A 21,779-nucleotide genomic window follows, 5' to 3' on the forward strand; every position below is an offset into this window, starting at 1 on the left:
TGATCGCTACTCAAGTACTCATATAAACCGGACCGTTTGACCGATCCCTATCTCGGGGCGGAGACCAAGTCACCTCGCCGGCCCTTGCGCAAGCGCTCGAGCCAGGCCACGGCGCGTGGCTGCAAGCGCAGCTCCAGCCCCCACGCCAATGCCAGCACCGGCGGCAGGCACAGCAGCGCCGCCGATACCGGCCAATGCAGTTTTTCCGTCACGGCGCGGGCCCATGCCAGCGCCGGGTAGTGCACGAGGTACAGCGCATAAGACACCGCCCCCAGGGGCAGGAACAGCCGTATCAAGCCCCCCCTGGCCCGCTGCCGCCAGGCCAGGCCGTCCGACCACACCCATAGCAGCACGATGGCCGCCAGCAACAGCACACGCCAGCAGAACATCGCCATGTCATGCGATACCGCCTTCACCGATGCAATCCCCAGCACCGCGGCCAGCCCGAGCACCATGGCGAGCGACGCGAGCATGGCCTGCCGGCGGCTGATCTCACCCCAGCCGGCCACGGACAGGGCCAGCAGCGGAAACAGCGCGGCCACCCAGAGCGGCTCTTCCCAGCGCAGCCAGGCCGACTCCGCCACCGTCCAGCCGGCAGCTGCCGCCAGGAACACCTGCGCATACATCAGCCAACGGGGCCAGGCCAGGCGCATGCCGTGCCGCCTGACATCGGCCACCCACGCCCCAAGACACCAGACATAATACAGTTGTAATACGTTGAATACATGGTGACATTGCCACCCATCGAAGAAAATTGCCGCCACACTGGCGATAGCGCCGGCGAGCACCGCGCCGCCGATCGTGAAACGCCGCGCCAGCAGCCAGAAAAACGGATATATCAGGTAGTAGAACATCTCATAGGACAGCGACCAGAACGGCGGATCGCTCGGCAGCACCGTCGCGATGCGCCCGCAGGTGCCGGCACGATCAGTCAGGAACAGCAGCGAATAGATCACGTCGCGCCAGCCCCAGGCCTGCCATTTCTCGTCGTAGCCGGGCAGGGCCAGCCACTTGCCCAGCCACAGCACGGCCAGCAACCCGGCGACCACCACGAAGAAGATCGGCACCACCCGGCGCAGACGCAGGTAATAGTAGAGGCGGACGCCAGCCCAGGTATCGAGCGGCCGGTCGAGGCTAGCGTAGTGGATGCTGAAGCCCGACAGCAGGAAAAAGAACAGCACTGCCTGGTGCGCATAGGCGCTGGCCATGTCGACGAGCAGTGGCCAGCCGCTCAATGAATACTTGTAGCCAAGTATCTGGAACACATGCGCGAGCACCACATAGCTGGCCGCCAGCCCACGTCCGGCATCGACCGCCGCGATATGGGCCGGTGCTGGGCGAACGCGGGGCCCGGCGTGGGTCATGCTCAACGGGGCTGGCAGTGTTGCCAGCAACGCACATAGGGGCGCACGAAGCTGACGACGTAAGCGGTATCGCGCACACCCCATTTCATGGCCCACAGCATCAGGCGCAGCTTGAGCCTGTCGATGACATGCGACGGAAACGGCGCACTGCGCAACAGTTCAAGCCCCTCCTCGACCACCTTGCGGCGGCGCTCGGCCACCACGTCGTCCGAGAACACATCACGCCACTGGTAGCGCAGCCCCTCGGGCATCGGCAATGGGCATGCTTCATGGCCGGGGTAGCTCTGCCACGGCACTTCGCGCGCGGCGGCGGGAAACTGGCCGAGCCACAGGTTGTAGAAGCGATGGCGCAGGAAGCCATCGATCGGCGAAGCCAGGATGCCCGCCATGAAATGCGCATCGAAGAACGGCAGGTGCAACTCGATGCGGCGCACGTCGATATTCTCGAAATGATCGGCCAGATGGCGACGCTGATCATTGTTCATGAGGAACAGGTGCAGTGCCCGCCCTCGGTCGGCGCAATGCTGCGTATTGACCTCGTCGACGATGCCCTGCACCGGCAAATCGGCCAGCCTGGCCACCGCATCGCGCTTGAGAACGGATCGCGGCACGGCCAGATGCTGCTTGTCGAGAAAGGCCTGGGCTGCCTCGCGCAGTTTGCCCTGGCGCGCCATCTGCACCATCTCGGGCGTCAGGTAGACGTGCCCCACGCCCACACTGCCACCATCGCCGGACCAGATCAGGCGCGGGTGCTCGGGCTCGGCCTCGCCAGCCTGCAGCGAGTCGTGCCAGAGATCGAAGATCCGGCGCTGCTGCTCGCCGAATGCCTCGCTGCGCTGCGGCAGGGCCAGATGCCGAGTCCCCAGACGCTTGGCGATCTCGGCGCCGAACAGCTCGTCTTGCGTGCCGACTGGCGCGAAATTGAGCGTATGGATATGCGCGCCGACATCGCTCAGCACCGCCACGATCGCACGTGAATCGAGCCCGCCGGAGAGGAAGGACAATGCCGTCCTGTCACCCCGCAAGCGGCGCGCAACGGCGTCCTTGAAACGCGCATACAGCGTGGCGGCCAGCTCGTCCTGCGGCAGATCCAGCGCCGGCAGCTCGTCCCAGCGCCAGTAGCGTATATGGTCGATACGGCCGTCATCGAAGCTGACCACCTCGCCGGCAGCAATCGTATGGACGCCCTCGAAAATGGTGCGGTCCGCCAGCGGGAAGGTGAAGCATGCCTTCTCGGTCACGCCACGCAGATCGATGCGGCGTTCCACCAGCGACAGCCGTTCAAGCACGCGGAACGCGGTGGAGAACACCACCCAGTCATCGTTGGCCCAATAGTAGACAGGACGCACGCCGAGCTTGTCCGCGACCAGGTGCAGGCGCCGGCTGGCGGGGTCGAAATGGGCTGCTGCGAAGGTGCCGCGGCATTCACGCAGCGACGACCAGTCGCCAGACTGCCAGTCCCGATGCAGGGCCTGCAGATCCGCATGGCGCCCGTCATGCCGTTCGAGATAGATCGGGTCACCCGCGAGCAGGCTGACGTCGCCCTGCTCGCCATCGACGATGCCGGCATGGCCATAGGCGCCGATATCGACCTTGGCCAGCAGCCAGTCCGCGCCGACGCGCGTCATCACCTGCTCGCCCGGATGGCGCGACAGCAGCTCGCTCAGCTCGCGCCGGGCCGGCTCAGGGATAGGTCGCCCAGGGCGACGCGACACGATGCCCGCAAAGATCGTCATGCCGACACCCCGTGGCATGGACTTGTCCGCGCCAGACACAGCGGCGACACGCTTGCACGGCGCCAGTCGTTTCGATCCTTCATGTTCCTCCGCCTATCCATCGATTTAACCACGCACGACCCGCAATACATTCAAGAAACGCTCCCGACCGACTACCCAGAACGTGCCCGCATAGGCCGTCGCGCCAGTCGCCACCAACAGCACCAGCGACACCACCGCACCAACATCCAGCGGCAGCAGATAGCGTATCAGCGCCACCATGGCATACATGCCCAAGGAGATCGCCAGCGGCAGCTTCAAATTCGCGTAGAAATCCTGCAAGGGAACGCCGGCAGCCTCCAGCAAGCGCTTCATATTGCCGACGAACAACAAGGGCACCACCAGCAGCCAGGCGATGGAAACGCCGGGCAGGCCGAACAGGCAGCCGACATAGAAAGCCGGCGGCATCAGCAGCATGCCCTGGAAGGTGTTGCGCACATCGATATCGGGACGACCAATGCCCTGCACCGCCGTAGACATGTAACTACCGAGCATGCGCAAGGGGATGATCAGTGGGATCAATTGCAAGGGCAGCGCAGCCTGGGACCATTTGGCACCGAGCACGACCGCGACGATTTCCTGCGCGACGCTGGACATGCCCCAGAACAGCGGAAAGGCAATGAAGGAAATCACCCCCACACCAGCCACGATGCTGCGGATGACGGTCTCCTTGTCGTCCTGGATGCGCGCGAAACCGGTCAAGGCAACCTGATTGATGATCGTCATCACCTTGTTCATTGGCATCGCCGACAGCTGGATCGCGACCGAGTAGAAGCCGAGCGCCTCCTTGCCGAGCACCTTGCCGACGATGAAGACATCGGCCTGCGACATGAAGAACCACATCACGCGGCTCAGTGTCACGTTGCCGCCGATGGCCAGCAGCTGCCGGCTCTCGGCGAAGGTGAAGCGCGGCCAGACACGCAGCGGTGCGGCGAGGTTCACCCACACGCCGCTCCAGATCGTGGATGCCAGCGTGCCGCCGACCAATGCCCAGACACCGTAGCCGAGCCAGGCCATGACGATGGTGGTGAGCCCCGAGACCAGCGCGCCCGACACCTCGATCATCGAGAACACCTTGAAGTGCATCTCGCGTTGCAGCATCGCCCGCGGGATCGAGGCCAGCGCGCCGAGCACGAACTGCAGCGACAGCACACGCAGCACCGCGGTCAGCCGTGGCTCGTTGAAAAACTGCGAGATCAGCGGCGCCGCCAGCATCAGCAAGAGGCACAACGATACGTTGAGCAGCAGCATCGCGCCGAACACTTCGGCCAGCCGCTCCTTGGGACAGTCGCGCGCCTGGATCACGGCGACGCCGAGTCCGAGGTCGGCGAACATGTACATGAACGAGACAAACACCGTCGCCATGGCCATCAGGCCATAGTCGTCGGGCACCAGCAGCCGCAGCACGACGAAGGTCATGCCCCAGTTGAGTACCTGGCCCGACAGTTTGGCGATGGAAATCCAGCGCAACGATGAAACGATGGAACTGCGTGTTGCCTGCACTGGGCTACCCTTGGAATGCGGCCAGCTCTGCGGGCTCGGCGTAGATGGTGATGCCCCGCTCGGCCAGATACTCGAGGCGGATATAGAAATCCTGCGCCGGCACGTACCAGGAGCGCGCCTCGCCAACCTTGCCCGGATGCAGGATGCCGGCCTTGAGGAAGTCCTGGTAGAAGAATTCGCGCAGGTCGGCTCGCGACTTGTTGTCGATACGACGCGGCACATAGGCCAGGTCGAGCGGCGTGACCGGCACCTCGATCAGTTGTCCCTGCCAGTCGCGACACTTGAGGCGATAGGTTTCCGTCATGCGCACCGGCAGCGGGAACTTGTCGAGCAGGCGATCTTCGAGCACGTGATAGAAGGTCACCGGCCCCATCGAGATGCCCAGCCCGAGCACCTTGGCATTGAGCTCGAGGCTGCGCGCCCACGGCGATCCCTCGCCGAAGATCGACGCGGCCTTGTGATGGTCACCCACGATGTAGGCGGCCTTGGGGCCGAGTGCCGAAACGGAATGGGTCGGGTGAATGCTGCGCTCGACCCCCGGCATCCTGATGAAGGTATCGGGCAGGGCACCAAGGTTGGAACCATGCACGCGCGGGTCGAACACATAATCGCTCATCTGGCAGGTCGAGTAGATCGTGCCGCCCGGCAGATAGTAGGTCGGCACTACCAGCGTACCGCCGGGCGATACCGCATCGTAGATCGCCTCGAGCACGGCACGCGGGCCGCCGTCGACATAGCCCAGGCTCTTCAGCGAAGAATGCAGCATGACCACGTCGCCGGGCACGATGCCCATCTCGCGCAGGCCGCGCGTGATCTCGGCCTTGGTGATGTGCGGCGCCTCGGCCTTGATCTGCGCATGGCGGCGGCGCGCGTTGACGGCCGCGAGCACCGATTTGACGGCAGCCTTGAGGCTAGCAAGCGGATTAGCCACGGCGACGCACGTCCAGTTCGAGCAGGTTGGCATCGATCATGAACTTGGGCGCCCAGTTCAAGTACTGGAAGGCGCCATAGGCCCCCTGCACCGGGAACGAGCCCTTGACCGCGCCACGCATGTCCGCCGGGCCGTCGATGCGGATCGTGCGGCGCACGAAACGGTTGGCGAGCGCGGCGGCGTCGAAATACTTCCTGTCGCCGGTGATCTCATACAGCATCAGCCAGCTGTGCGCGATCTGCACCTCGCCGGTGAGGCAGGACCAGTTCGCCGACGAGGACCAGTCGGGGTTCAGCGCGCCGGGCAGATAGCCGTCGTCGCGCAGCGCCGTCATCAGGCCATCGGCGGTCTTGATGGCGCGAGCCAGGATGTCGCTGTCGCCGCTGAAGCGGTGAGCCTCCATGAAACCACGCAAGGCGTAACCGAGCGTATGTGTCAGCGGGCGGTGCGGATTGCTCAAGCAGCAGTTGGCGAGCCAGCCGTTGGCTTGCTGCTGCGTCAGCGCCCAGCGGTTCTGCCTGAGCGCGGCCTCGGCATAGCCGCGATCGGCATCGATGCGGGCGGCTTCGAACAGGCCCCAGGCCACGTGGGTTTCATAGGTCTTGTCGCCGGCCTCGGCAAACGGTGTCGCATGCTTGCGCCAGCAGCCGTCCGGATCGAGCGAGTCACGCAGCCAGTCGGCCGCTCGGCGCATCGGCTCGCGATAGACATCGCCGAACTCGACCACGCCCGCCGCGAGCCCGAGCAGGATCTGCCCGGTGTTGAAGGTCACTGGGACGCGCACATCGGCATTGATGCGCCCGCCCATGAAGCCGCCCTCGGGAAACTGGATCGCCACCAGCCAGTCGATCATGTGCCGCGCGCGCTGGCGCGCGTCGTCATCGCCGTAGCGGTTGGCGTAGTCGATCATGGTCGGGATGATGTAGCCGGTGGTCTCGGGGTAGGACACCGCCCATCCCTTGGTCAGGCTGAAGTCGCGCGCCACGCCGCCATCGTGCGAGGCCGATTGGTCCTGGGCACGCTTGAGCCAGCCGATGGCCGCATGCACCACCGGCTCGATGCCGGGATCGGCCTGCGGCAGGCCGGCCTGGTCACGCGCCATTTCAGCCTTGGCCGCCTCGGGCAACTGCATTTGTTCGCGCCATTCGCGCAGCTTTGTCTTCGCGGCCGTCAACATGGTCGCAACTCCTTAGATCGGGTTAATTCGTGGCGGCGGGCACGCCCGCCTGTATCTGGCTCACCTTGCTCACCACATAGCGATACTTGCCGGTGCGTTCCGGCTCGATGGCGGCAAGGTATTCGATATCCGTCTGCACGTTGGCGCCAAGGCGGGCAGCAAATGCCCCGCGGATGCGCGCTTCGCTGGCGGCCCCCTGGAAACGCTCGTCCGTCACCAGTTGCAGCCGGCAGTGGCTGAGCGATTCCTGGATGATCTTAAACGCGTTCACGCCGGGCATGTCGCGCAGCACCATGGCGAACGCAACATCGTGGACCATGGTGCCGTCCTGTGCAATCAGCACGTCGTTGGTGCGCCCGCGCACCTCCTTGAGCAGCGGCAGGCCGCGGCCACAGGCGCATTGCGCGTCGTCGAGCACGGCGACATCGCCATTCTTGTAGCGGATGAACGGAAAGCCGCCGCTGTACAGATGCGTGACGACTACCTCGCCGGGCTCGCCCGCCGGCACGGGTTGGCCACGCTCGTCGACGATCTCGACGATGAGGTCCTCGGCCGTGATGTGCAGGCCGCCTTGCCGGCATTCATGCGCGATGAAGCCCGAATCGCGCCCGCCATAACCATTGGCCACCGGGCAGCCGAATACGCGCTTGAGCGTGTCGGCCTGATGCGGGTACAGCCGCTCGGCGGTGCAGAAGGCCACCTTGATGCCGAGATCGTCCATGCGCACGCGCCGTTTCTCGGCATGCTGGGCAATCAACGTCATCGACGACGGGTAGCCGAACAGCATGGTCGGCCGGAACGCGCGGATCTCGTCGAGGTAGCGATCCATGTCGGCCGGCTTGAGCGAGGCCGAAGGCATCAGGCGGCTGCGCATCAGCCAGTCGCGTGCGCGCCGCACGCGGTCCTGCGCCGACAGCTCGATGGCGGAACTCCAGATCACCAGCTCGCGGTCGCCGATGTCGACATCCCACCAGCGCGTGGCGCGCCACTTGGCCGCTACATCGTGGCTGACGCGCGTGTTGCCGATATTGAAGCGCAGGGGGTCGCCGGTCGAGCCGGTGGTCGAGAACAGCTTGACGGGTTCGTCACTGTCGGCCTTCAGCCGCTCGAACTCGCGCCGGATCACGTCCTTGGTCAACAGCGGCAGGCGGGCCAGATCGGCAACCGAGGTCACGCTGGCCGGGTCGAAGTCCAGCGAGCGGAACAGCTCGCGGTAGTAAGGCACCTGCCGCGCCGCATCGCCGAGAAAACCGTGCAGGTGCGACAGCTGCAGCGCCCGCACCTGCTCGCGCGACAGCCACTGCGTGCGTTCGAGCTCGCGCCGCACGGCCACCGTATCGTGGTGCTTGAGCCGCTCATGCATGGGGAACAGCAGGTTCGCGCACAGTGCGGTATAGATCCCCATCAGTGCCCCCTCTTGCCGGCTTGGCGGTAGGCCGCGAGCCACTGCTCGCGCACCACAGGCCAGGCATAGCGCTGCGCCTCGGCCAACCCGGCCGTGCGGAATGCGCGCGCCAGCTCGGGCTCCTGCATCAGGCGCAGGACGCTTTGCGCCATCGCGCGATAATCACGGGCCTCGACCAGGAAGGCCGTCCGACCATGCTCGGCCACGAATGGCACGCCGCCGACGCGCGTCGATACCACCGGCACGCCGCTGGCAAAGGCCTCAAGGATGGAAATGGGCATATTGTCGATGGTGCTCGGGTTGAGCATGACATCGGCCGAGGCGTAGAGTGCCGTCATCTGGTCGTTGTCGATACGGCCGGTGAAGGTCACCGCATCGGCGATACCGAGGTCCGCCGCGAGCTGTTCGAGCTGCTCGCGCTCGGGCCCCGAGCCGGCAATCGTCAACCGCGCCTGCTTGAGCTGCTGGCGCACCAGGGCGAAGGCCTGCAGCGCGCTCGGGATGTCGTAGATCGGCTCGAGATTGCGCGTGACGATCAGGTGCGGCGGCTCACGTCCATCGCGTTGCGCGGGCTTGAAGCGGTCGAGATCGATAATGTTGGGGATGACCTGGCCATCGACGCCGAAACGCTGGAACACCTCGCGCAGGAAGCCCGATGGCAGCACCAGCGCATCGACCTGCCTCAGGTAGCGCAGCACCCAGCCGGGCGCGTTGGCAAAAAACGTCTCCGCCCCGCCGCCCCGGTAGTTGACGATGATCGGCGTGCCGCGCAGACGGGCGATCATGATCGCCGGCAGGGCGAACAGATACCAGGACCAGCCCGAATTCGCCATCACGTGCATGACATCGGCGCGCCCCGCGGCACGCCACAGCGCGAGCTTGTAGGGCAGCAGCCGGAACAACGCGCGGATGCCCTTCAGGTGGGCGACGAAGGCCGGCCGGTAAGGTGCATTGACCTGCACCACCTCGACCCGGACGCCTTCCTCGCCGAGCAGGCGTGCGAGCTGACGACACTGGTTGGCCATGCCGCCGGAAGGCGGCGGCAAGGGGCCAACGAGGGCGACGCTCAGTTGCTCGCTCATCGGGCCGCTCCGTTGATCAGGCGCGGATAGATGCCCTGATAGCGGCCGACGCTCTTGGCCCAGTTACGCTCGGTCTCGACAAAACGCCGCGCGTCGGCCTTCATCTGCGGCCAGCACTGTGGCTGATTGACCAGGGCCAGCACCTGGCGCGCCAGGTCGGCCGCATCGGCAGCCTTGAACAGCACGCCCGTGACGTCGGGCTGGATCAGCTCGCGGTGGCCGCCGACATCGCTCGCAGCGACGAGACGCCCCTGCGCCATCGCTTCGAGCGGCTTCAGCGGCGTCACGAGCTCGGTCAGCCGCATCGGCAGGCGCGGGTACACCAGCACGTCGACGAGATCGTAATAGCGCGGCACCTCGGCATTCGGCACGCGGCCGGTGAACACCACCTTGTCGGCGATCCCGAGTGCGGCGGCCTGCTCGCGCAGCGCGGCCTCCTGATGCCCGCCGCCGGTCAGCAACAGGCGGATGTCCGGTTTCTCGCGCAACATCATGGGCAGCGCATCGAGCAGGATGTTGAGCCCCTCGTAGCCATAGAAAGAGCCGATGAACCCCAGCACCGTCTTGCCTTCGAGGCCCAGGCTGGCCTGCAGCGCACGATCGGGCTCGGCGCCGACGGTGAATTTCTCGATATCGACGGCATTGGGAATGACGGTAATCTTGTCAGCCGGGACGCCACGCGCCACGATGTCGCCGCGCAGCCCTTCGCAGATCGTCGTCACCGCATCGACATGCTTCAGCGCGTAGGTTTCGAGCCCGCGCGTGGCGCGGTAACGCAGCCCCCACTCCTTGCTGGTGCCGTGGTCAACTGCGGCATCCTCCCAGAATGCGCGCACCTCATAGACCACCGGGATGCCGAGCTTGCGCCCGACACGCAGCGCCGGGATTGCGTTCAGCACCGGCGAATGCGCGTGCAGCACATCAGGCTTGATGCGCCTCGCTACTTCTTCGAGTCGGCGTGCCGTCGCGTCGATCAGGGCGATTTCGCCGAGCACCGGCTTGCCTGCCATCCAGCCCTGGGCCGGCGGCGTGCGGAAGAAATGCAGGCCATCGATATCCTCCTCGGCCACCGTGCAGTTTTCCTGCTTGGGGCTGGTCAGGTGGAAGGTTTCCCAGCCCAGCTTGCGCTGTTCGCGCAGGATGGCGGCCGTGCGGAAGGTGTAGCCCGAGTGCAGCGGGATGGAATGGTCGAGAACATGCAGAATGCGCATCAGGCTGCCTCGACCGCTCGCCGGGTCTCGCTGCCCAGGCAGTTGCGCAGAAAGGATTCGAACATCAGCAAGGTCCACAGCGGCGCGCTGTAATCGCGGATACCCTTCTCGTGATGGGTGATCAGCTCGAGCAGGTAGTCGCGGTTGAACCAGCCGGTCTGCGCCAGCGTTTCGCCGAGCAGCGCATCGCGCACCTTCTGCTTGAGCGGGCCACGGAACCAGCCGGCAAGCGGCACGGCGAAGCCCATCTTCTGGCGGTACAGGATGTCGTTGGGCAGGTACGGTTCGAGCGCCTTCTTCAGGATGTATTTGCCCTCGCCGCCCTTGAGCTTGAGCTCCGGCGGCAGGCCGGACAGCCATTCCATCCACTGGTGGTCGAGCAGCGGCTCGCGCACTTCGAGCGAATTGGCCATGCTCGCGCGATCGACCTTGGTCAGGATGTCGCCGACCAGATAGGTCTTCATGTCGAGGTACTGCACCAGGCTCAGGGGATGATCGGTTGGCGCGCGGTCGGCATGGCGCATCATGGTGTTGATCGCGTGGTAGCCGCCGAGCTCGGCCATGAACTTGGGCGTGTAGAGCTTGGCGCGCATCGGCGTCTTGAAGATCGAGATGGCATGAAAATAGCCCTCGACCGAGTCGCGTGCCAGTGCCTCGAAGGTGGACTTGGCACGGAACACGCGCGGTGCCCAGTCGGCCTTCGGATACAGCGTGCCGAGCGTGCCGAACAGCGGGCGGCGCACCGACAGCGGCAGCGCCGAACGCAGCTTCTCTTCGCCAAGGTGGAAACGGTAGCGGCGATAGCCCGCGACGTTCTCGTCGCCGCCATCGCCGGACAGCGCCACGGTCACATGCTTGCGCGCGAGCTGGCAGACGCGGTAGGTCGGTAGCGCCGAGCTGTCGGCATAGGGCTCGTCGTACATGCCGGCGAGCTTATCGAGCAGGCTGAAGTCGTCGGGATCGACCTGCTCCACATAATGGTTGGTGTGATAGCGCTGAGCCACCTGCTGCGCGAACTCGGCCTCGTTGAATTTCGGGTCGCCGAAGCTGATCGAGCAGGTGTTGACCGGGCCTTCTGACAGCCCCGCCATCATCGCCACCACCGCGCTCGAATCGACCCCACCGGAAAGGAAGGCGCCGAGTGGCACTTCCGCCACCATGCGGATCTTCACCGACTCACGCAGGCGGCGCACCATTTCTTCCTGCGCCTCTTGTTCGCTGATCGCCCCGAGCGGCTTGAACGGGATGTCCCAATATTCGCGCGGCGACGGCATCGTCGTGCAGCCACGCGGCACCGTCAGCGTATGGCCCGGCTCGAGCTTGAGCGCCCCCATGAACACGGTGCGCGGCTCGGGGATGTAGCCGTAGGCGAAATAGTCTTCGATCGACATCGGATCGAGCGTCTTGTCGAACACCGGGTGGGCCGAAATCGACTTGAGCTCGGACGAGAAGGCCAGCGTGCCGTCAGGCAGCCAGGCGTAATACAGCGGCTTGACGCCAAGCCGGTCGCGCGCGAGGAACAGGGTCTGGCGCTTGCGGTCCCAGATCGCGAAGGCGAACATGCCGCGCAGGCGCTCGACACAGGCTTCGCCCCAGGCTTCCCAGGCGTGGATGATGACCTCGGTGTCGCTGTGTGTCTTGAACTGGTAACCCAATGCCTGCAGCTCGGGCATCAGCTCCTGGAAATTGTAGATTTCTCCGTTGAACACGATGACGACTGAGCCGTCGCCATTGAACATCGGCTGCTGGCCGCTCGACAGGTCGATGATCGACAGGCGGCGATGGCCGAAGCCGACCCCCGGCTCAAGATGCAGTCCACCCTCATCGGGGCCGCGGTGGTGTTGCAGGTCGTTGAGGTGCGACAACAGGCCACGATCGAACTCGCGTCTGCCCTTCAGATCGAATAGCCCTACGATGCCACACATGGCCTAGCTCCGTTCCTTGTTCTTGAGCCCGCCCTCGAGGGCAAGCCGGTAAATCCGCGTATAACGCTCGACCATGCGGTCGAGGCTGAATTGCTGTTCCACCCGCTGGCGCCCTGCCTGGCCGTGCTCGGCGCGCAGCGCGGCATCGTCGACATAACGCGCCAGCGCATCGGCCAGCGCCGCCGGGTCGGCCTTGGACACCAATAGCCCGGTGACGCCGGCTTCGATCAACTCGCCATTGCCGCCCACATCGGTCGCCACGACCGGCAGCCCCGACGCCATCGCCTCGAGAATGGTATTGGATATGCCTTCCGCCAACGATGGCAGCGCGAAGATATCGAAGGCGCGCATCAGCTCGGGCACATCGTTGCGCGAGCCGGCCATCCAGCACAGCTCCGCCACGCCAGCCTGGCGCAGGATGGCCTCGACATCGGCGCGCAAGGGACCGTCGCCGACGATCGCCAGCCGGGCAACCGGCCGCAGCTCAGGGCGGCGCTCGATCAGCAGCGCAAACGCACGCGCCAGGTTGAGCTGATCCTTGACGGCCTGCAGGCGGCCGACGGTACCGATCACGATCAGCCCGGGCGCATCATTGAACGGGCTGCCCGCTACCGCCTGGCGCTGCGCCGCCGGCAAGAAACGGCTGTCGTCGACGCCATTGTAAATCTGGCTCAGCTGTTTCGCGGGCACCGCCACACGCTCAAGCAAGTAGCGTTCCAGATCTTTCGACAACGCGATCTGGTGTTGCACCAGCGGTCGCAAGGCACGCCGCATGCGCTGGTATTTGACGTTGCTGCCGTCGATATCGTCGGCATCACGCCCATGTTCGCTATGAATCCGCCGCTTGACCCCGGCCAGCATCGCCCAGAACTGCCCTTCCAGCGTCGCCAGATTGCGGGTGTGCAAAAGCGCAGGCTTCAGGCGCCGCAACAGGCGCCATAGCTGCACATAGGTGCCCAGTGCCTTGCCCGGCGGCTTGTGCAGCGCATACACCTGCACCTCGGGCCGCTTGATGCGGTTGCGAAACTCGCTGTAGTGCGTCATGCAGATGATGGCATGGCGGCAGCCATCGTCAGGCATGCGATTGAGCAGATTGACGAGGCCGTTCTCCAGGCCGCCGACGTCGAGACTGTGAATCAGATGCACTATCAATGGGCGCTCGGCCCGCAGCCGGTCAGCCGCCATGCGCCAAGCTCCGGGTCACGAGCGGCTCCATCGCGCGGGCAAAGCGGTCAAGCGCCACCTCCTCTGCTGCGGGATCGTCATGCGTATTCAGGTAGTACATGACCACGGCCGAGCTGGCCGGCTTGCCAAGCAGGCGATCGCGCGCCTGCAGCCATTTGGCCAGATAGGGGCTGGTCGCCCACTCGCCTGCGATCCAGTAGCGTTGCCACACGCGGACGCGGCTCGGCCCGCCCTTGATGTCGATCTCGCTGACCGTGCCAAGCGCGATCTGGCGATCGGCCATGCGCGAGACCGCCCAGTGTTCATGCTCGCCGGCGACGATGCGGTTGCCGGTCGATACCATCTCCTTGCCCTTGACCGGGCTTGGGTAGTAGGCGATGAAGACGCCCGCACGCGCACCACCCTGCTGCAGGTCGCGCTGCAGCTTGAAACCGGCATTGTCGTAGCTCGGATGCCAGTCGTTGCTGGGTGCCGTCCTTTGCCAGCCGTCGGGATCGGGCAGTTGCAGCACGACCTCGACGTTCGGGTGTCCAAAGATATGGTTGGCATACGCCGGCCAGACACCGGCCACCACCAGCGCGCCAGCCAGCGCGGCAAGCAGGCGCGCACGCGATTGATGCTGCATGCCAGCGACAGCCGCCGGCGTCCCTTCCACGACCGGCTCGTCGGTATCTTCGCGCCAGAACGCACCGATCCAGAACAGCAGCAGCATGACCAGGCCGAAAAACAGCCAGCCATAGATCAGGTGGTCAACGCCGACGGCCAGCTTCATGCCGCTCAGGTGGCCGATCATCACGATCATGTAGGCCCGCACGCCGTTGGCCGCGATCGGCACCAGCACCGACGCCAGCGTGAAGATCAGTCGCCGTTTGAAGCTGCGATAGGTGAGATAGGCATACAGCGTGCCGAGCGTGAACGACGCGATCAGGTAGCGCAGCCCGCTGCAGGCCTCGACAACCGACCACTGGCCGGACGGGATGGTGAAGAACAGCCCCTCGCGGTAGATGGGGATGCCGGTCAGGCGCAGCGCCCAGACGGTGAAGTCGGCGGTAAAGCTCATCAACCAGGGCAGGAAGACCTCGCCAAACGGCACGGCCAACACCAGGTAACCCAGCGGGAACAGGATGGCGGACGCCACCTGGCGCCCCAGCATGCTCCACACCAGCAACGGCAGCGTCAGGGTGAACGCGTATTGCTGGACCACACCCGCGCCGGCGATGTTGCCCAGCAGCCAGGCGAAGCCGAGCCCCGCCACGCCGAGCAGCGGCAGGAATTCGGGCTGCGGGTGCAGCGTGGCCAACAGGTGCCTGCGGCGCCAGATCAGCCAGAGACTGATCGGCACGATCAACCAGCCGTGGGCAAAGGTCTCGGAGCGCTCCCAGATCGCGGCCATGCCCATCCAGGTCTCGCGATACCACCACAGGACGGCCGCCAGCACCCCCAAGAACATCAGCAAGGGCAAGCGCCAGGCGGCATCGGTCGCTTCACCGGCCGGGATGGATTGGGGCCATTCGCGCTTCATCCTGCCCTCCGCAAGGCCGAGACAGCCGATAGGGCCGCCTGTTGCCCGCCCAGTGGCGGCCGGCTCAGCAATTGTTCGAATTGTGCGAGATTGGCGTCCCAGTCGTAGTGGCTTGTCACCGCTGCGCGCGCAGCCTGGCCCAGCAGCGGCAGCTCGCCGGCGAGCACGCGCTGGGCCAGCATCACGTAATCGGTGGGCGCATGGGCAACCAGCAGGTCGCGCCCGGCTTCCGCCTCGATGCCTTCGGCCGCCTGCGGCGACGCAATCACGGCCTTCGCCATCGCCATGGCTTCGAGCACCTTGTTCTGCACGCCGCGCGCAATGCGCAGCGGGGCCACCGCGAGCGCCGCGTGGGCGAGATAGGGCCGGACATCGGGCACCGAGCCGGTGACCGTCACGCCAGGCAGGTTGGCGAGCTGTTTTACCGCATCGGTCGGACGCGTGCCGACGATGTAGAACGCAGCCCGCGGCAGCTGGCTGCGCAGCAACGGCAGTACCTCGCGGGCAAACCAGGAGACTGCATCGACGTTGGGCCAGTAGTCCATCGCGCCGGTAAACACGACAGGCTGCACGTCGGCCGGATAGGGATTGTCGTAGCCGCGCTGTGGGTCGAAGTAAGCGCTATCCACACCGTTGTTGGCATGCCCGACCTTGGTGGCGCACGGCGGGGCCATTTCGCGGAAATGCTGGGCCTCGATGCCGGACACGAAGGTGGTGGCATCGAACTGCCCCGCGATGGCTTGTTCGTACGCAAACAGCCTGGCCGCTTCGCGACGGTAGACCCAACTCAGCGGCCAACGCTTGGAGGCAGCATATTGCAGCCACTTGTCGGAGTCGATGTCGACGAAATCAGCGACACGCGTGAGTTGCGCATGTTTTGACACGTATTGCGCCATCGGCGACGAATAGACCAGCACACGCTCGATCGGATGGCGCCGCAACACTCTGTCCACCCAATGCTGCATATTGCCGTTGCGGTAGTAAGGCAAGGTCAGCGCTTCGCCCGACAACAGCCCCAGCGCACTCTTCAGCGTGGCGCGGCGAGGGCTCAGCGGTTCGAAGTGAAACTCGCCGCAGTATTGCCGCACCTCGTCGACGTAACGCCAGTCTTCTGCACTATCGATGAATGCGCCGAGATGCACGCGATAACGCTTGGCCAGGTGGCGCAGCAGGTGATACGAACGCACCTTGTCCCCCTTGTTCGGGGGATAAGGGAAACGATGGACGAGGAACAGAAGGTGCTGCATGGCCGGACCTAACCGAGATTCTTGACGATGTGAGGCCCGATCAGATTGGCGAGCCCGATGGGCATCCGTTGCCAAGCCTTGATGAAGCGCTGGTATTTGGGGTTGAGCGGATTATGGTCCGGCACAGCCTTGGCCGTCACCAGCAGATACTCGTAGGGCAAGGGTGTGGGCTCGAAGCCCCAGTTGTGCTTGAAATCATAGGCGCCGGTGCCCAGCTTGGAGCGGCCGAAATCGAATACCTTGAGGCCCCGCTCGCAGGCGCGCCGCATCAGGTCCCAGTACATGAAATCGTTGCCGGCCAGCTCGCGCGCGCAATCCATGCCACCGCCGTAGTAAGGCAGGACCTCGTCGCGAAAATAGAAGCTCAGCACGCTCGCCACCAGGGTATCGCCCTGCACGATAGTCAGTACCTCGGCATCCTGGCCGAACTCGTCGAGCAGCAGCTGGAAATAGCGCTTCGAGAACACCGGCGTACCCAGCCTGTGCACACTGGTCGAATAGGCGGTGAAGAAACGCTCGACATCGCGATCGATCACCCCTTCCAGGCCGAACTTGATGGCCTTGCGCACCATCGCCCTTTGCTTGCGCGGGATGGCCAGCATATTGGCCTCGACATCCGGCTCGATCTGCTTGCGGAAGGTGACGTACAGCTCCTTGTGGAACCAGTTCGGGTGCAGGGCATGCTGCGAGCGGTATTCGAGATGCTCGACGCCGAGCTGCCTCGCCAGCTTTTGTGCGGCCTGATCCAGCGCTGCCTGAGCCTCTGCCGTGCTCGCGGCCGGGCCGCCATAGACGCAGAACGGCAACGCAACGAGCGAATGGCCGAACAGCCGGCTCTTGATCTCGGCCAGCGGCAGGACGCCTTCGATCACGCCCTCGCGCTCGGCGAGCAGGAACACGCAACGATGGCCAAACGCCTTCTCGATGACGCGTTTCCAGCCGGCTCGATGGAAGAAAGTCGCGCTCGGGCAGGTCATCACGAATGCATCCCAGCTCACCAGGTCGGATGGCTGAAGCTCGCGCACCGAGACCGCTGCCGCGGAGGTCATGCGTAAAGAGTCGTTCATGCCGCGTCCTTGAGGAAGATATTGTCCATGCGATCCCAGCGGAAATCCGCCAACAGCCGATGCAGGCGGGATTCCGTGCGATGCAGGTTCAGGTAATGGCGCACGCGTGTCTTGACCCCGACCCCCTGCTGCCGCGGTTGCCCCGGGTCGATCTCCCACGGGTGCAGGTAGAACACCGCCGGCTGGCCGTCGACACGATTCACGCGCTCGATCATGCTGCGCGAGATGGAATAGGGAAGCAGGCGGAAGAAGCCGCCGCCCGACGCCGGCAGGTTGCGGCTGAGCAGACGCACGGTGGTCGGCGGCACCTCCAGCAAGCCTCGCCCGGTCTCCGGATGGTAGGCAAAGCGCGGGGCGTCCGGCATGCCGTAGTGGTCGCGTGCCACGGGATAGATGCTGGAGCTGTACTGGTAGCCCTGGCTCTGCAGGCATTCGAGCGCCCACAGATTGTCGGCCCCGATCGAGAAACTTGGCGCACGGTACCCTTTGACCTCGCAGCCACCGATGTCCTCGAGCAGCTTCTTGGCCGACCCGATATCTTCGGTAAATTCGCTCAGCGATTGGTCCGACGCCCGGCGATGCGCATAGCCGTGGCTGGCCAGCTCATGCCCCTGTTCAACGATACGGCGCACCAGTTGCGGGTAACGCTCCGCCACCCAGCCCAGTGTGAAGAAGGTGGCGTGGGTCTCGTGCTCGGCCAGCATGCCGAGCAGCACATCAACATTGCGCTCGACGCGGCAGGGCAGGCGGTCCCAGCTCTCTCGGGCAATATGGTGTTCGAACGCGGAAACCTGAAAGTAATCCTCCACGTCGATCGTCATCGCGTTTCGCAACTGAGACATGATCGGCAATCAATGCTTTTCTTCGACAATGCGTTTGACTGACGCGAGATCCAGAATCTGACGCGACAGCTTGAGCACGTTACCGACAGAGTCCTCGATCTTGTTCAAGCGTTGCTCGAACAGCTCAAGCGCTAACTGGGTGTTGGCCACGGTACGGCTGGCACCGCCAACCGGCTTGATGGCTTCCTCCGGGTCAACGAAGGCCATTTCCTGGCGCATTTCGTCGATGACCTGGTTCACCTGTATGCCACCAATCTGTTTCAATTCGTCGAGATAGCCCATCAACAGCAGGCGATCGCACAGCGTGTTGATCATGCGCGGAATGCCCTTGCTGAACTGATGGATGGCCGCATAGGCATCGTCGGTGAACAGGCTGGCGCCTTGCCAGCCGGCCGTGCGCAGCCGGTACTCGATATAGGCGCGCGTCTCGGCCTCGTCCATTGCGCCCAAGTGATACGAGGCGATCACCCGCTGGCGCAACTGCAGCAGGTCTTCCCCACGCAGCGTGTCGCGGAACTCGGGCTGCCCAAGCAGGAAGCTCTGCATCAGAGGCTTCTCACCGACCTGGAAGTTCGACAGCATGCGCAGCTCCTCGACCGCCTTGGCCGTCAGGTTCTGCGCCTCGTCCACCACCAGCAGCACCCGCTTCTGGCGAGCCGAGCATTCGCGCAGGTAGTCCTCGATGCGGCGCAGCACCGTCACCTTATTGCCCTCGATATCCTTCAGCCCGAGTGCGGCCGCCACCATGCGCAGGATGTCGTCGGAATCGAGCTGGGTGCTGACCAGATGGGCGGCAATGATCTTGTCGCCCGGCAGCTTGCGGAAGAGATTGCGGACCAGGGTGGTCTTGCCGGCGCCGATCTCACCCGTGACGATGATGAACCCCTCGCCCTGGTGCAGCCCATACTCGAGGTAGGACATGGCACGATTGTGCCCCTTGCTGCCGTAGAAGAAGGATGGATCGGGACTAAGCTGAAATGGCTTGGCAGTGAGGTGGTAATAGGCTTCGTACATATTCCGCTCCCACGCTCAGAACGTGGCGGTGACGGTCAGCAAGGCGGAATTCTCGACACGCTCTTGCTCATCCTGGCTGTTTTTCTGTTCGGCACGACGCAATTCCGCACTGCCGATCACGTGGCGACCCATGGTATAGCTGATGCCGGTCCGGTAATAGTTGGAGCGGGTGTCATTACCCGTATGGACAAAGCGGCTGGTCGTCGTACCCACGCCGGCGCCAACACTCCCCTTCGGCCCAAGGCGCAACGACCAATCCAGCGTGTAGCCATGCTGCCGGGTATGCTCCGCCACGCCCACGCTGGCATTCACATCGGCCAGGCTGATCTTGCCGCTGTCCGTATCACGCCAGAACACGCCGAGATTCGCGCTGGTACGCGCGCCGGAATAGGCCAGATCGGCACGGTAGCTGGTGTCGAGAAAACGCCGCGTGGACTGCACCGGCAACAGCGCAACGAAGTTCTCGGGCAGGTTGTTGGTGCGCAGGTAGTTGTCGACAAAGGCAGCACGCGCGGCATCGTCCGGGATGCTGTTCTTGTACAGTGAATCGAGCGTCGAGCGGGTGCTGGCCAAGAACGGCACCAACATGTCCGCCCGCGACGTCGTCATGTCCCGGTTATAGGACAGGCGCATGCTGGTCGAGCGATTACGTTGCTGCATGAAGAAGCTGCCGGTGTTACCAAAGAAACGGTGGCCAAAACTGGCGCCCAGCGCCGTTCTGCTGGAGGGCGTCCAGTTCAGGCCCGCCGACCAGTAAGACTGTTTCGGAGCATCCTGCACACCATCATCATGCAGCTTGTCGTACCCCCACACCCCATAGGGGGTCAGCTCGGGCGACATCAGCCAGCTCACCTGCAGCGAGCCCTTCTGGTCGCGCGTATCGGTGCCGCTGCCCTTGTAATCGGTGCTGTTCTCACTCAGGCTGCCGGTCAACAACACCTTGCTCAACAAGCGCCCGGAGGTCAGCGAGACATTGGTCGCGGTGCTGCGCCCGTCATTGCTGGCGGCACTGCCACTGCTGTTGGTGTTAGTCGTGGCCACACTGGCTTGCAGATCGATGTCGCCAGAGAAGCGATGATGCAGCGTCGGCGTCACGGTCCAGAACCGGCTGTCGCTCAGGTTGCGCCGGGTGAAGCCGACAAAATCCTGCGAGTCCTGCCTGATCTGCGAAATGCCCGCCGTAGCGGCCAGCGACAACCAGTTCTCGAAGAGGACGGAATTGCCGTTTGCCGTCAGCGAGTGGTTGCCACCACTGCTGTCGCGCTCGTCATGATGCTGCTCATACGAATAGGAGTAATCGGCATTCAGCTGCAGCCTGGGGCTGGCCCCATAAACCGAGAACCCGGGGCGGATCAGCGTATACCAGTCGCTGGTCTTGTCCTGCCCGTTGCCAACCAGTCGCGCATTGTCGGTATAACCGAGCGACACGGGAAGCCGAGCCCCGGTATTCCACTCCAGCGCATAGGAAAGGGAGGGGTAAGACAACGCCATGATCAGACAGAGTCGCGACGCCAGGACGAGGCGATTTCGCTTGGCCATCGGCTAGCCTCTCAGGAGCGCCCCGAACGGCCATAACCGTAGCCATAGCCGTAGCCATAACCGTAGCCGTAACCATCCAGCGGCGTGGAAGAACCCTTGTTCATCAACAGATTGACGATGTCGCAGCCCTCGAGCTGGCGCAGCGCCTCCTTGACGGCATCCTGGCTGGTCCTGCCGGACTCGACGACCATCACCACCTGGCCGACGTGCGCGGCCAGCTCACGCGCCTCCGACGTCACCAGCAAAGGCGGGGAGTCGAAAATGATGATGCGGTCCGGATAGCGGTTCGCCATCTCATCGAGCAGGTTGCTCATCGATTCGCTGGCCAGGAATTCAGTCGCGTGCTTGTGCCCGCGCCCGGCCGGCAATATCGACAGCTTGTCGATATTGGTGCGCAACAGTACGTCGGACATCTGCAGATTGGGGTCCAGCAGCAGGTCCATCAGGCCACGTTCCGCCTGCAGCCCGAGGTAGCCCAGCAACGATGGTCGTGCCACATCGGCATCGACCAGCATGACACGGCGGTCGCGTTCCATCGCAATGCTGATCGCCAGGTTGAGCGAGCAGAAGCTCTTCCCCTCACCCGGCAACGAGCTCGTCACCATGATCAGGTTGCGGTTGCGATCCGAACTCGTTGCCTCGACCGCATTGGTAATCAGCGGGCGCTTGACCAGGCGGAATTCTTCGGCCAGCTGATGCTTGTCGTCATCGGGCGTGATCATGCCGGCGGCGCGCAGGCGCTCCAGATCGATGGTGATCTGCCGCGAGACATGCCGCTCTGCGATCTCCTGCTCGCTCTCAGCCGACGGGGCCTCCGCGTGTACCGGAACCTCTGCCGCACGCGCCTGTGCACGCTGCACCAGCGGCGCATGCGGGGGCTCATCCGCAGGGGAAGCCTGGGACCGCAGCGCAGCGGTATCAGCCGACAGCGCGTCGCCCTGATTGATGCGCGATGCTGCTTTTTCGATCAAGTTCAATTGACGTCTCCAG

17 protein-coding genes are annotated in these 21,779 nt (G+C 64.4%); all 17 read right to left on the reverse strand.

What is annotated here, in order from left to right; all coding sequences use genetic code 11:
• Positions 1-47 precede the first annotated feature (47 nt).
• On the reverse strand, positions 48-1,364 hold the full coding sequence (locus ABWL39_RS12120) for an acyltransferase family protein (RefSeq protein ID WP_367791163.1): 1,317 nt from the start codon (positions 1,362-1,364) through the stop codon (positions 48-50).
• Positions 1,365-1,366: 2 nt separating this feature from the next.
• Positions 1,367-3,100, reverse strand: coding sequence for an asparagine synthase-related protein (locus ABWL39_RS12125; protein WP_367791166.1), 1,734 nt, complete (start codon positions 3,098-3,100; stop codon positions 1,367-1,369).
• Positions 3,101-3,205: 105 nt separating this feature from the next.
• A complete protein-coding gene (locus tag ABWL39_RS12130; RefSeq protein ID WP_367791169.1) occupies positions 3,206-4,609 on the reverse strand; it encodes a lipopolysaccharide biosynthesis protein in 1,404 nt (467 codons plus the stop codon).
• Positions 4,610-4,646: 37 nt separating this feature from the next.
• Positions 4,647-5,573, reverse strand: a complete 927-nt coding sequence (locus tag ABWL39_RS12135) for an AAC(3) family N-acetyltransferase (protein WP_367791172.1) — start codon at positions 5,571-5,573, stop codon at positions 4,647-4,649.
• A complete protein-coding gene (locus tag ABWL39_RS12140) occupies positions 5,566-6,750 on the reverse strand; it encodes a hypothetical protein (RefSeq protein ID WP_367791175.1) in 1,185 nt (394 codons plus the stop codon). Before ABWL39_RS12140 ends, ABWL39_RS12135 begins: the two co-directional genes overlap by 8 nt.
• 22 nt (positions 6,751-6,772) lie before the next feature.
• On the reverse strand, positions 6,773-8,155 hold the full coding sequence (locus ABWL39_RS12145; protein ID WP_367791178.1) for a phenylacetate--CoA ligase family protein: 1,383 nt from the start codon (positions 8,153-8,155) through the stop codon (positions 6,773-6,775).
• Positions 8,155-9,237 (reverse strand): glycosyltransferase family 4 protein, encoded by a 1,083-nt coding sequence (locus ABWL39_RS12150; protein ID WP_367791181.1) that lies wholly within the window; start codon positions 9,235-9,237, stop codon positions 8,155-8,157. Before ABWL39_RS12150 ends, ABWL39_RS12145 begins: the two co-directional genes overlap by 1 nt.
• The gene (locus tag ABWL39_RS12155; RefSeq protein WP_367791184.1) at positions 9,234-10,448 is read right to left on the reverse strand and encodes a TIGR04063 family PEP-CTERM/XrtA system glycosyltransferase; all 1,215 of its coding nucleotides are present in this window, start codon (positions 10,446-10,448) and stop codon (positions 9,234-9,236) included. Before ABWL39_RS12155 ends, ABWL39_RS12150 begins: the two co-directional genes overlap by 4 nt.
• Positions 10,448-12,373 (reverse strand): XrtA/PEP-CTERM system amidotransferase, encoded by a 1,926-nt coding sequence (locus ABWL39_RS12160; RefSeq protein WP_367791187.1) that lies wholly within the window; start codon positions 12,371-12,373, stop codon positions 10,448-10,450. The genes ABWL39_RS12155 and ABWL39_RS12160 overlap by 1 nt, the downstream gene beginning before the upstream one ends.
• 3 nt (positions 12,374-12,376) lie before the next feature.
• Entirely contained in the window at positions 12,377-13,558 is a 1,182-nt protein-coding gene (locus ABWL39_RS12165; RefSeq protein WP_367791190.1) for a TIGR03088 family PEP-CTERM/XrtA system glycosyltransferase, read from the reverse strand.
• Positions 13,548-15,080 (reverse strand): exosortase A, encoded by a 1,533-nt coding sequence (gene xrtA, locus ABWL39_RS12170; protein WP_367791193.1) that lies wholly within the window; start codon positions 15,078-15,080, stop codon positions 13,548-13,550. The genes ABWL39_RS12165 and xrtA overlap by 11 nt, the downstream gene beginning before the upstream one ends.
• Positions 15,077-16,327: a TIGR03087 family PEP-CTERM/XrtA system glycosyltransferase gene (locus tag ABWL39_RS12175; RefSeq protein WP_367791197.1), complete on the reverse strand. Its 1,251-nt coding sequence runs from the start codon at positions 16,325-16,327 to the stop codon at positions 15,077-15,079. The genes xrtA and ABWL39_RS12175 overlap by 4 nt, the downstream gene beginning before the upstream one ends.
• Before the next feature lie 8 nt (positions 16,328-16,335).
• A complete protein-coding gene (locus ABWL39_RS12180) occupies positions 16,336-17,394 on the reverse strand; it encodes a FemAB family XrtA/PEP-CTERM system-associated protein (RefSeq protein ID WP_367791199.1) in 1,059 nt (352 codons plus the stop codon).
• On the reverse strand, positions 17,391-18,236 hold the full coding sequence (locus ABWL39_RS12185; RefSeq protein ID WP_367791201.1) for an XrtA system polysaccharide deacetylase: 846 nt from the start codon (positions 18,234-18,236) through the stop codon (positions 17,391-17,393). The genes ABWL39_RS12180 and ABWL39_RS12185 overlap by 4 nt, the downstream gene beginning before the upstream one ends.
• A 9-nt stretch (positions 18,237-18,245) precedes the next feature.
• Positions 18,246-19,250, reverse strand: coding sequence for an XrtA/PEP-CTERM system-associated ATPase (locus ABWL39_RS12190; protein WP_367791204.1), 1,005 nt, complete (start codon positions 19,248-19,250; stop codon positions 18,246-18,248).
• Between the two features lie 15 nt (positions 19,251-19,265).
• Positions 19,266-20,789, reverse strand: a complete 1,524-nt coding sequence (locus ABWL39_RS12195; protein WP_367791207.1) for a TIGR03016 family PEP-CTERM system-associated outer membrane protein — start codon at positions 20,787-20,789, stop codon at positions 19,266-19,268.
• 11 nt (positions 20,790-20,800) lie between these two features.
• The gene (locus ABWL39_RS12200; protein ID WP_367791210.1) at positions 20,801-21,766 is read right to left on the reverse strand and encodes an XrtA-associated tyrosine autokinase; all 966 of its coding nucleotides are present in this window, start codon (positions 21,764-21,766) and stop codon (positions 20,801-20,803) included.
• Positions 21,767-21,779: the final 13 nt, after the last annotated feature.

It is taken from the genome of Chitinivorax sp. PXF-14, from assembly GCF_040812015.1.
Taxonomy (GTDB): domain Bacteria; phylum Pseudomonadota; class Gammaproteobacteria; order Burkholderiales; family SCOH01; genus JBFNXJ01.

Excerpts from the sequence above, each read along its gene's own strand:
- ABWL39_RS12120 (WP_367791163.1), bottom strand. The coding sequence starts at position 1,364 with ATGACCCACGCCGGGCCCCGCGTTCGCCCAGCACCGGCCCATATCGCG.
- ABWL39_RS12125 (WP_367791166.1), bottom strand. The coding sequence starts at position 3,100 with ATGACGATCTTTGCGGGCATCGTGTCGCGTCGCCCTGGGCGACCTATC.
- ABWL39_RS12140 (WP_367791175.1), bottom strand. The coding sequence starts at position 6,750 with ATGTTGACGGCCGCGAAGACAAAGCTGCGCGAATGGCGCGAACAAATG.
- ABWL39_RS12145 (WP_367791178.1), bottom strand. The coding sequence starts at position 8,155 with ATGGGGATCTATACCGCACTGTGCGCGAACCTGCTGTTCCCCATGCAT.
- ABWL39_RS12150 (WP_367791181.1), bottom strand. The coding sequence starts at position 9,237 with ATGAGCGAGCAACTGAGCGTCGCCCTCGTTGGCCCCTTGCCGCCGCCT.
- ABWL39_RS12155 (WP_367791184.1), bottom strand. The coding sequence starts at position 10,448 with ATGCGCATTCTGCATGTTCTCGACCATTCCATCCCGCTGCACTCGGGC.
- ABWL39_RS12160 (WP_367791187.1), bottom strand. The coding sequence starts at position 12,373 with ATGTGTGGCATCGTAGGGCTATTCGATCTGAAGGGCAGACGCGAGTTC.
- ABWL39_RS12165 (WP_367791190.1), bottom strand. The coding sequence starts at position 13,558 with ATGGCGGCTGACCGGCTGCGGGCCGAGCGCCCATTGATAGTGCATCTG.
- xrtA (WP_367791193.1), bottom strand. The coding sequence starts at position 15,080 with ATGAAGCGCGAATGGCCCCAATCCATCCCGGCCGGTGAAGCGACCGAT.
- ABWL39_RS12175 (WP_367791197.1), bottom strand. The coding sequence starts at position 16,327 with ATGCAGCACCTTCTGTTCCTCGTCCATCGTTTCCCTTATCCCCCGAAC.
- ABWL39_RS12180 (WP_367791199.1), bottom strand. The coding sequence starts at position 17,394 with ATGAACGACTCTTTACGCATGACCTCCGCGGCAGCGGTCTCGGTGCGC.
- ABWL39_RS12185 (WP_367791201.1), bottom strand. The coding sequence starts at position 18,236 with ATGTCTCAGTTGCGAAACGCGATGACGATCGACGTGGAGGATTACTTT.
- ABWL39_RS12190 (WP_367791204.1), bottom strand. The coding sequence starts at position 19,250 with ATGTACGAAGCCTATTACCACCTCACTGCCAAGCCATTTCAGCTTAGT.
- ABWL39_RS12195 (WP_367791207.1), bottom strand. The coding sequence starts at position 20,789 with ATGGCCAAGCGAAATCGCCTCGTCCTGGCGTCGCGACTCTGTCTGATC.